This window comes from Opitutus terrae PB90-1, from assembly GCF_000019965.1.
Taxonomy (GTDB): Bacteria; Verrucomicrobiota; Verrucomicrobiia; order Opitutales; family Opitutaceae; genus Opitutus; species Opitutus terrae.
Genome location: NC_010571.1, coordinates 2,146,717 through 2,157,693, shown reverse-complemented (window position 1 = coordinate 2,157,693; position 10,977 = coordinate 2,146,717). Strand labels below are relative to the sequence as shown.

At 65.1% G+C, this 10,977-nt stretch carries 4 protein-coding genes; 3 read left to right on the top strand and 1 reads right to left on the bottom strand.

The genetic code is table 11. The annotated features are described in order from the left end of the window. Positions 1–125: 125 nt before the first annotated feature. A complete protein-coding gene (locus OTER_RS23965) occupies positions 126–4,484 on the bottom strand; it encodes a hybrid sensor histidine kinase/response regulator (RefSeq protein ID WP_012374568.1) in 4,359 nt (1,452 codons plus the stop codon). Positions 4,485–4,777: 293 nt separating this feature from the next. Here OTER_RS23965 and OTER_RS08895 point away from each other — a divergent pair, with 293 nt between their 5' ends. From OTER_RS08895 to OTER_RS08885, 3 genes are all read left to right on the top strand, one after another. Next, positions 4,778–5,656, top strand: a complete 879-nt coding sequence (locus OTER_RS08895; RefSeq protein WP_012374567.1) for a hypothetical protein — start codon at positions 4,778–4,780, stop codon at positions 5,654–5,656. Between the two features lie 126 nt (positions 5,657–5,782). Beyond that, the gene (locus OTER_RS08890; RefSeq protein ID WP_012374566.1) at positions 5,783–8,230 is read left to right on the top strand and encodes a glycoside hydrolase family 94 protein; all 2,448 of its coding nucleotides are present in this window, start codon (positions 5,783–5,785) and stop codon (positions 8,228–8,230) included. Between the two features lie 186 nt (positions 8,231–8,416). Then, positions 8,417–10,888 carry a glycoside hydrolase family 94 protein gene (locus OTER_RS08885; protein ID WP_012374565.1) on the top strand — a complete coding sequence of 824 codons (2,472 nt, stop codon included), beginning with the start codon at positions 8,417–8,419 and terminating at the stop codon, positions 10,886–10,888. The last annotated feature ends 89 nt before the right edge of the window (positions 10,889–10,977 follow it).

The following is a 10,977-nucleotide window of genomic DNA, read 5'->3' as shown; positions in this document are numbered from 1 at the left end:
CGGGCACGGTAACCAGAAAACGCGCGGCAAAGCAAAGAAAGATTTAGCCTTAAATTACTAGGCAGCATCACTCGCGCTCCAACCGCGTTTCTCCCATTAACTGGGCCCGCGCCGGCCGGCCGCGTTCACCCGGCAGGTGCTTCCAGCACGGCCCTCACCGCGGAGATCAAATCACTGGCCAGATAGGGCTTCGGCACCCGCGCCCGAAACCCATGCGCCTGGTAGTTGGCCATGATCGGGTCGCTGGAGTAGCCGCTCGAGACAATCGCCCGCACCTGCGGATTCATTTCCTTGAGTTTCGCCATCGCCTCCACTCCGCCCATCGCCCCCGGCACCGTCAGGTCGAGCACGACCAGATCGTACGACCGGCCGGCGGCAGCCGCCGCCGCATACTCGCTCACCGCGGCGGCACCGTCACTGACCGCCGTTACGTCATAACCCGCTTTCTTGAGAATGGTCGTCCCGAGCAGCCGGATCGCGGCATCGTCGTCCATGAGCAACACTCGCGAGGCTCGCGGGCGCGTGCTCTCCTCCGGAGCCTTGGCCGCCATCGGGACCGTCGCCGCCGGCAGCCAGGTCGTGAACGTCGTGCCTTCGCCGACGATCGAGCGAACTTCGATGTGCCCCTCGTGACGGCGGACGATGGAGTAAACGGTCGCGAGGCCCAGCCCGGTGCCCTGTGGTTTCGTCGAATAGTAGGGCTCGAAAATCCGCCCCAAGGTTTCTGCCGGAATGCCCGCGCCGGAGTCGGCAACCGTCATCCGCACATACCGGCCCGGCTCCAGTCCTGACCGCGGTTCCAACACCATTTCATTCTGCAGCCCGATCTCGATGCGTCCGCCCGTGGGCATCGCCTGGTTCGCGTTGATCACGATGTTGTGCACCACCTGCGCGATCTGCCCTCGATCCACGCTGGCCGGCCAGAGATCGGAGGCGATTTGGTAGTCGCAGCGCACCTTCGCGCCGTGCAGCGCAAACTGCGCGGCCTCGCGCACGAGGTCCGGCAGCCGCGTCGGCATGCGCATCGGCTCGCCGCCCTTGGCGAAGGTCAGCAGCTGCTGCGTCAGGTCGCGCGCCCGCGCCGCCGCGCGCTCGCTCTCGCTCAGGCAGCGCACCGTGTCGGGCTCGATCTTCGGGTCGATCTTCGCGAGCGACAGATTGCCCATGATCACCGTGAGCAAATTATTGAAATCGTGCGCGATGCCACCGGCGAGCACGCCGAGCGATTCCAGCTTCGACGCCCGCGCCAGCGCCGCTTCGAGCCGCGCCGCGCGTTCGCTCTCCTCCTGTTCCTTGATGATGCCCGTCTGGTGCCGCACCCGGCGACGCAACGCCATCACCCGCGCGAAGCCCAGCAGCACCACGATCACCAGCACGCCGGTGACGGCGAGCACGCGCCGCACGGTGAGCCACGAGGGCCGCTCGAGAATCGTCACGTCGCCGGGCCGGCGCAGGAGCAGCCGCACCGCCTGTGGTCGCCGATATTCATCGAACTGGATTTGGTAGACTCCGGTCAGCGCCACGCGGCTGCGCGGTACCCACGCGCTCGGCACCTCCCGCTGCGATTCGAGCACCGCTTCGAAAAGCACCTGATCCCGCTGGTTGAGCAGCCGCACGCCGTTCGACGACGAGCCGACATCGAGCAACTGTGCCTCGACTCGCACCAGCCGACCGTCCAATTCCTCGTGGAACATCGCCCGCGCGCGCCATGGCACCGGCACCGGCTCGGTCCCCGGGCCCGTCCGCCGAAACACCGCTTCGCGCAACACCACGCGGCGGTTCTCCCGACCGGGAAAACCCACCACTTCGACGTGATCGCCCGGCTCCAGCCGAGTCTGATCCCGGCTCAACGCCAGCAGCCCTTCCGTTTCGTCCTGGAGGTAGATCAGCCGGCCCGGCGATTGGTGGCTTACCGTGCCCGATACGCGCACGCGGCGATTCAGCGCCTCGAGCGAATTAAATTGCCGCAGGCTCGCGATCGAGCGTTCCGGGAAGGCGAACGGATCGCTCGGCGCCGCGTCTTCAATGTCGACATAGCGATACGACGGCACCCACACGCGAATGCCGGTCAGCTGCCGCTTGTCGTTGGTGATCGCGCTGCACACACCGCGTACCCGCACCACCGCGCCCACCAATTTCGCGGTCAGATCGTGCGGCGGCATCAAGGCGTGAAATTCGCCTCCCGACGCAGTCATCTCGAGCCGCACCCAGGGAGCCTCGGGCGTCACCGCGCGCACGTAGCCCCGCATGCTGACCCACTGGGCTTCCTCCACGCCGGTCAACGCCTGTTCGAGCGTCACCTGCGGCGCCTCGGGCAACTCGATCGAGGCGGAGGTCTGGACAATGGACGCCAACACCACGGGTGTAAACCGCCCCGTGGCCGACACGCCAAACACCTCCACCTTCGTTCCCGCAAACATCGACACGTGGCTGTCCGGCGGACGGAACACGCACACCCCGCCGCTCACGTCGCGCACATAGAAGAACTCCGCATTGGGCCGCGCCCAAGTGACGACCCCTGAGAGATGCACCGGATAGCCCCTCCCCGCCTCCTCCGGCTGCAACTCGCGCAACTGGTCCGCGAGGCGCAGCTGCGGCAGGCCGGCCACCGGCGGCGCCGGTGCCGCACGCGAGGGTCGAACCAATCCGTCGCGCAAACTCATCTGTTCTCCCTCGAGCCGCGGATACCCGATTGCCTCGACCTGCTCCCCCAAACGCAGCGAACGCGACTGCAGCGTGGCGACGTTGAGCTGTCCGGTTTCGTCGCGCACGGTGACGAGTTTCCCGGGCTGCTGGGTGCGCGCGACGCCCACGATGCGCACCATCGTGCTTTGATCGACCTGCGCCAACCGATCGATCGGCGTCGCGGGCCGATCGAACCGGGCATCGCTGTCGATGTGGCCGATCACCTTGAGGTGATCCGGGCCTGGCGTCCACAACTCAAGGCTCGGCACCGAACCTGCGGGATCCTGCGTCGCAGAATACACGCCGCTCGCCCGCACCATCGCGCCCTCCCACGTCGGGGTCTCCTTGCCCGCCGGCAGCAGCAGCCGGCAGACGACCAGCCGCCCCTCGACGATCAGATCAAGGTCCACATGGCCGACGCCGCGCACCTGCTGGCGATCCACATAGCCCTCGAGCACGACCCAGTGTTTGTTCAGCTGGTCCGTGTCCCCGATCCGCCCTTGTGTCTCCAGCGCGACGAGTGGCACCGACTCCTGCAACACGGTGACCCGCGGCTCCTCGACGACGATGCCGTCCGCCGGCCGCACGAGCCCCTCGATGCGAATGCGCTGGCCCGGCTTGAGCGCGAAATCCTTGCTGCCGAGCGAGAGGAACTCGTCGCTGTCGCCCACCTGCCCCCACAACGCCTTCCAATCCGGATCAAAATAGTAGACGAGCAGATCGATCCGCACGGGATGCCATTTCGTTTTCTCCGCGTCGGGCAAGGCCCAGAGCTGGCTCACCGTCGTGCAGGTGGTCCGCACCCCGCGCACCGTCGCGCGTCGCAGCACCCAGCTGTCGCCCTCGCGCTCCGGCCAGCCGATCGCCTCGACCTCCTCGCCTGACCGGAAGGTCAGCGTTTGCGGGGTGTGCAGCACCAGCGAGTGCGCGCCCTCGCGGATCGTGATCGTTTTGCCGGGATCCTGTGCGACGACGACTCCCGCCACGTGCACATCCTGCCGCGCGGCCGCCCCGCCGAGGTCCGCCAACGCCCGCAGTGGCGCCGCGAACCGCGGGTCGCGCTCCAGCGTGCTGACGGCCACCACGTCTTCCGGACGTTGCACCCAAAGCTCGATCTTCGGCCCCGGCCAGTCCGGTTCGCTTCGCGCAAAATACACGCCTGTGGCCCGCACCACCGTGCCTTTCAACTGCGGCGTCGGCACCTCGTTATTCAACAACAGCTGCGCCAGCACCACACGGCCCTCGGCGATCAAATACATTTCCAGGTGATTCGCATCGCGAGCCACCTGCCGATCGACCAATCCCTCGATCACCACCAGCCGTTTGTTGAAGCGCTCCGTACTCGCCACCTCGCCCGCCGTGCCCAGCGGCACGAGTGGCACCGCCTCGTCCAGCACCGTCACCTTCGGATCCTCCACCCGCATGCCGCGTGACGGCTGCATCGCGCCCTCGACCAGGATTCGCTGGCCGGCCTTGATCGGAAAAACTTTCGCGCCGAGCGAAAGATAGCTGTCCGATTCGCCCGCGCGTCCCCACAGCGCCATCCATAGCGGGTCGTAGTAGTAGACGACGTAGTTCAACTTCACCGGATGCCACGCCCGCTGCTCCGCCTCCGGGAGTTGCCAGATCTGTTCGAAACTGGTGAGCACCCGTTTGCCCGCGACCACATTGGGCCCCGGCTGCGGCGAAGCCCCCTCCCCCGCCAATTCAGCCGGCACGATCATGAACAGCGCGAGCGCCGCCCCCGCCACAAGCCACCGCTTGCGGCCACTGAAGGTCCGGCTCGAGTTGGAGAACATGGCAGCGACGGGTCGCGCCTGAAGGGTCTGCTCTACGCTTCGGCTCCGGGCGGCATTAAGTTTAGACGAAAACCCGCGCCCAAGTCGCGCCTGCTTTTTGCGATCCATCGGCCCTAACTCGGACGCCGGGATCGCACTCCCGCGTGCGGACGCGCGTGGCGGAACGACCGCCAGCGCCCGCAGCAAGTTCGTTTCACCCTATTGTCGAGAGCAGCTTTTGTCTTTGCGGCGCGTCGTTCTCACCCCAGATCGAACCGGGGCCCATTCTGGCGTCCCCGTTGCTTGGGTTCTTCATGACGTCTCTTCCCGTCCCCCTTTCCGCCGCCTGGCAACCAACCGTTTGGCGTGGCGAGCCCTCGTGGCAAGCCGCACTCGGGCGCGCGCTCGCCGTCGTGACCACCACTCGGGCACGGTTGATTTATCTCGGTGCGCTGGACGGTTCGCGCAACTTGCTGAACGCGCCCTATCCGCACGTGCTCCCGAGCGCGCAGTCGCCCTGGCCCAACCAAGGCGGACATCGCTTCTGGCTGGGACCACAAAGCAACTGGGTCTGGCCCCCGCCGGCGCAATGGGAGTATTCCGCAGCGGCCGCGAGTTCAACCGAGGGCGATACGCTCACGCTGCGGTTGCCCGGCTCGGACCCTGCCTACCCTGCGATCACCCGCGAATACGCGTGGACCGCCAAGGGCCTGCGCTGCACCGCCCGCTGGCGCGACGATGGTCGCCAGCTCTTCGGCATGCACGTCATCGCGGTCGATCTGCCGTTCATTGCTACCGCCCGGCTGCACCAGAGTCCCGAGGCGCCGCTCGGCTTGGTGCAGGTTAATCTGCACGGCGCCGCCAGCAGCGGCTTTCTGCCGCATCCGGCCCTCACGTGCGACACGGCGCAGGCAACGCTGCGCGCGGGCGAGAAGGTCATCAAGGTTGGGTTCGCGTCGCAACCGCTCACCGTCGACCGGCCCGGCGGCTGGCAGCTCTCGCTCCGCCCCGGGCCGACCGAGGGCACCACTTACGACGCCCCCGACAAGAATTACCTCAGCCAGATCTGGGTCGGCGGCCCGGAGTACGACTTGGCCGAACTAGAGCAACTCACCCCCTATCTTCGCGGCGACGCCACCGGTGCCTGCGCCAGCTCGGTCTTCCTCGCCGCAACTCCACCTGCGGACGCGTAGCAGTCGACGTTCTCAATTCAGAAATTTCCGTTCTCAATTTTCGGCGCTCGGCTTTCGGCGCCAAAAACTCAACGATCGCCGCTTCACCCCCGTCCTCTCCCCCGCTCAAAACTCTCCTCTTCTCCCATGGCTACCTACGGCTACTTCGACGATGCTCAACGCGAGTTCGTGATCACGCGCCCGGACACTCCGCTTCCGTGGCTCAACTACCTCGGCCAGGACGATTACTTCGGCATCGTGACGCAAACCGCCGGTGGCTATTCGTTCTGGAAAGACGCCAAGCTCCGCCGGCTCACGCGCTATCGCTACAACAACAACCCGATGGATAACGACGGCCGCTTCCTCTACGTGAAGCAGGGCGACGTGATCTGGAATCCTGGCTGGAAGCCGACGCGCGCGAAGCTCGACGCCTTCGAATGCCGCCACGGGCTCGGCTACACGCGCATCACCGGTCGGAAGGCCGGCGTCGAGGTCGAGCAACTAATGTTCGTGCCGCCGGGCGAGAATCTCGAGGTCTGGAAGGTCTCGGTCCGCAACAAGACAAAGCAGCCGCAAAGGCTCACGCTCTTCTCGTATGTCGAGTTCTGCCTGTTCGAGGCACTGAACGACATGACCAATTACCAGCGCACCTACTCGATCGGCGAGGTCGAGATCGAGGGCAGCGCGATTTACCACAAGACCGAATATCGCGAGCGCCGGAACCACTACACGCTCTTTGGCTGCACGCGGAAGGTAAACGGCTACGACACCGCGCGCGACGCGTTCGTCGGCGTACACCACGGACTGCATGATCCCAAGGCGGTCCTCACTGGCAAGTGCACCAACAGCCGCGCCTACGGTTGGAATCCGATCGGCGCGCACCAGATCAATCTCACCCTGAAGCCCGGCGCGGAGGAAACGTTCGCGTTCGTGCTCGCCTACGTCGAGCAGGGCGACCTGCCGAAGTTCGACGCGCCGTTCGTGATCAACAAGACGAAGGGCCGCGAGATCCTGCAGAAATTCTCCGACCTCTCGGCGATCGATGCATCGTTCGCCGCGGTGAAGCAGCGTTGGGACGACTTGCTCTCAATCTATCAGGCGCCGAGCGTGCCGAACGCTCATCTGCGCCGGATGGTCAATACCTGGAATCAGGTGCAGTGCATGGCGACGTTCAACCTCTCGCGCTCCGCCTCCGGCTATGAAACCGGCATCGGCCGCGGGATGGGTTATCGCGATTCGAACCAGGACATCCTCGGCTTCGTCCACCTGCTGCCCGCGCGCGCCCGGCAGCGCATCCTCGACATCGCGTCGACGCAGCTCTCCGACGGCACGTGTTATCACCAATACCAGCCGCTCACGAAGAAGGGCAACGCCGACATCGGCGGCGACTTCAACGATGATCCGCTCTGGCTCGTCCTCTCAACCTGCGCCTACATCCGCGAGACCGGCGACGCCACGATTCTCGACGAACCGTGCGGCTACGCCGACAAGCCCGGTTCGAAGGACTCGCTGCTGCACCACATCGAGACCTCGATCGGCTATACGCTGAACAACCGCGGCCCGCACGGACTGCCACTGATCGGCCACGCCGACTGGAACGATTGTCTCAACCTGAACTGTTTCTCGAAGGAGCCGAACGAGTCATTCCAGACCATGGGCGACGTCGAAGGCTCCAAGGCTGAGTCGGTCATGATCGCCGGCCTGTTTCTCTACGCCGCGCGCGATCTCGCTTCGCTTTATCGGTTCCTCGGCAAGTCCGACGACACCACGCGCGTCGATGGTTACTACGCCGACATGCTGAAGACGATCGAGGAGCAGGCGTGGGACGGCGCGTGGTATACGCGCGCGTTCGACGCCGAGAGCAAGCCCGTCGGCTCGAAGGTGTGCGAGGAAGGCAAAATCTACATCGAGAGCCAGGCGTGGTGTGTGATCGGCGGCGCCGGTCAGGCCAACGGCCGCGCCAAGAAGGCGCTGCAGGCAGTCGAAAAATACCTCTACAAGCCCGGCCTCGGCTGCGCGCTGCAGTATCCGCCCTACTCGACCTATCACCTCGAACTCGGCGAGGTCTCGAGCTACCCGCCGGGTTATAAGGAAAACGCCGGCGTGTTCTCGCACAACAACACGTGGATTCACATCGGTTGGGCGATGCAGGGCGACGGCGAGCGCACGCTCGACTACTACCTCAGCATCTGCCCGTCGGCGAAAAAGGACCACGACGTCTACCGCTCGGAGCCTTACGTCTACGCGCAGATGACCGCGTCGCAGTTCTCGCCCACGCCCGGCGAAGCGAAGAACTCGTGGCTCACCGGCACCGGTGCCTGGTCCTTCGTCGTTGCCAGCCAGTACATCCTCGGCGTGCGGCCGGAATTCGAGGGTCTGCGGATCGACCCGTGCGTGCCGAAGGCCTGGACGGGTTTTAGCGTCACCCGCAAATTCCGCGGCGTCACCTACACGATCACGGTGAAAAACCCGAAGGGGAAGTCGAAGGGCGTGAAGTCGCTCGTCGTCGACGGCCGGAAGGTCGCGGGCAACCTGCTCACACCGCCGGCTGACGGCCGCACCGCCGTGCAGGTCGAGGTCACCCTCGGCGCGTAAGGTAGCGACGGCTCGTCAGACCCGAGCCGGTCGAAGGTCCGAGCCGTCCGCTCCGTTTGTCGCGGCGCAGGCTTGCTGCGCCCTTTTCCTTCCGAGTGTCCCCTCGGGCGCAGCAGCCTGCGCCCTACCGCCTCACCAGCTTCGTCTGCTCGCCTCCGCTTCATCTCCTCTCCAGCCTCTCTTCCCATGCAATTCGGCCATTTCGACGATCGCGCCAAGGAATACGTCATCACGCGCCCGAACACCCCGCGTCCGTGGAGCAACTATCTCGGCTCGCTCGACTACGGCGCCATCATCACCAACAACGCCGGCGGTTACTCGTTCTACAAGAGCGCGCTCTCGAGCCGCTTCCTCCGGCTCCGCTCGAACTCGGTCCCGATGGACCAGCCCGGCCGCTACTTTTACCTGCGCGACCAGGTGACCGGCGACTTCTGGTCCTCGTCGTGGCAGCCGGTCGGGAAACCGCTTTCCAAATACAAGAGCACCTGCCGGCATGGCACCGCCTACACGATCATCACCTCGCGCTACTCCGCGATCGAAACGGAGAGCACCTACTTCGTCCCGCTCGGTCAGGCGTTCGAATACTGGCGGCTGAAGGTGACCAACAAGTCGAAGCAGCCGCGCACGCTCGCGCTCTTCACCTATTGCGAGATGGCGAGCCCGTGGCACATGCCTAACGACCTCACGAATCTCCAGTATTCGCAGTTCATCACCAAAGCCACCGTCGACCAGGAGATGCTCGGCATGGCGGTGCATCCGTATCACGCGTTCGATCCGCAAAACCTGATGGGGTGCCACCGGCTCTGGATGACGCTCGTCGGCGCGCCACTCATCGGCTACGAGACCGTCCGGGAACGTTTCCTCGGCTCGGTCTACCACACCTACGCCAATCCGCAGGCCGTGATCGAAGGCCGGTGCTCAAACTTCCTCGCCGAAGGCGAGAATGCGATCGGCACGCTGCAGACGGAAATCACGCTTCAACCCGGCGAGACGCGCGAGCTGATCGCGATGCTCGGGCTCGGCACGCCGGAGTCGCACGGCTACGCCGCCCGCGCCGAGTTCGGCACGCCGGAACGCTGCGAAGCCGAGCTCCAGAAGCTGAAGCAACACTGGCACAGCCTGCTCGGCGCCGTGAAGGTCAAGACGCCCGATGCCGAGTTCGACGCGATGGCCAACACGTGGGGCGCCTACAACGCGCTGATCACCTACACCTGGTCGCGGCACGCCTCGCTCATCTACAACGGCGAACGCGACGGTCTCGGGTTCCGCGATACCGTGCAGGATTTCCTCGGCGCGATGCCGATGCTGCGCGAACAAATCCGCGAGCGGCTCGAGCTGATGCTCACCGGTCAGGTGTCCAATGGCGGCGCGATGCCCGTCGTCGCTCCCTTCAGCCACCAGCCCGGTACAATGCCGCCGCCGAAACGCGAGGAATATCGCTCCGACGATTGCCAGTGGTTTTTCAATGCGATTCCCGACTACGTCGCCGAAACCGGCGATCTCGATTTCTACAGAAAAGTTCTTCCCTATGCCGATCAGGGCGAAGCGACCGTGCTCGGTCACCTGCGGCGCGCGCTGGAGTTCAACCTCGAGCGTTCTGGCAAGAACGGACTCCCCTGCGGACTGCACGCCGATTGGAACGACTGCGTGAAGATGGGCTACAACGGCGAGTCGGTGATGGTTGCCGAACAGCTCCGCTTCGGCCTCGCGACCTACGCCACCATCGCGGAGAAGCTTCACGCCGTCTACTGCCCTGGAGACGCGACGCCCTCGTCGCGTCCGCCTGACCACGGCGAGGACGCCGCGGCTCCAGCGCCTTCTTCTTACCTCGCCGAAGCCGCCTGGGCCCGCACCGAGCTCACCCGGCTCGAAGCCGCGATCCAGAAGGCCGCGTGGGACGGCGAATGGTTCCTCTGGGCGATCGGCGAAGACGGCTATCGCTATGGCTCGAAAACCGAGAGCGAAGGCAAGATCTACATCAACACGCAAGTCTGGGCCGTCATGTCCGGAGCCGCTACGCCAGAGCAGGGCCGAAAGTGCATGGACGCGCTGAAGCGGGATCTCGCCACGCCCTACGGCATCATGCTAAGCGCGCCGCCGTTCACGCACACGCCGCCCACGGTCATGGGCGGAGTGATCTATAATCACGGCATCAAGGAAAACGCCGGCATCTTTTGCCACACGCAGAGCTGGGCGGTGATCGCGGAGGCGATGCTCGGCAACGGCGACCAGGCTTACGACTACTACCGCGCATTCATGCCCGCGGCCTACAACACCCGTGCGGAGCTGCGCGAGATCGAGCCCTACGTCCACTGCCAGACGACCTACGCCACCTGCAATCGCAACGCCGGCAAGTCGCGCGTGCCGTGGCTCTCCGGCACCGCGTCGTGGAGTCATCACACCGCGCTGCAGTGGATCCTCGGCGTCCGGCCCGAGCTCGATGGGTTGCGGATCGATCCCTGCATTCCGAGATCGTGGCCGGGCTTCACGATGACCCGCGTGTTCCGTGGCAAAACGATCAGGATTGAAGTGAAGAATCCGAACGGCGTTTCGAAAGGCGTCGGCTCGCTCGTCATCAACGGCAAAAAAATCGACGGCAATCTCGCCCCGCTCGACCGCCTGACCGACGGCACCAAGGTCGTCGCAACGCTCGGGTGATCTCTCCTGGGAGCGCGGGCGTCTGGTGGAGTGACATAAATCCGCTTACACTTTTTCGCACCAAGCCGGGTTCGTTTGTCTTGAAGAGG

Bases quoted from the DNA above. Each gene is read 5' to 3' on its own strand.
- OTER_RS08885 (WP_012374565.1), top strand. From the start codon at position 8,417: ATGCAATTCGGCCATTTCGACGATCGCGCCAAGGAATACGTCATCACG.
- OTER_RS23965 (WP_012374568.1), bottom strand. From the start codon at position 4,484: ATGTTCTCCAACTCGAGCCGGACCTTCAGTGGCCGCAAGCGGTGGCTT.
- OTER_RS08895 (WP_012374567.1), top strand. From the start codon at position 4,778: ATGACGTCTCTTCCCGTCCCCCTTTCCGCCGCCTGGCAACCAACCGTT.
- OTER_RS08890 (WP_012374566.1), top strand. From the start codon at position 5,783: ATGGCTACCTACGGCTACTTCGACGATGCTCAACGCGAGTTCGTGATC.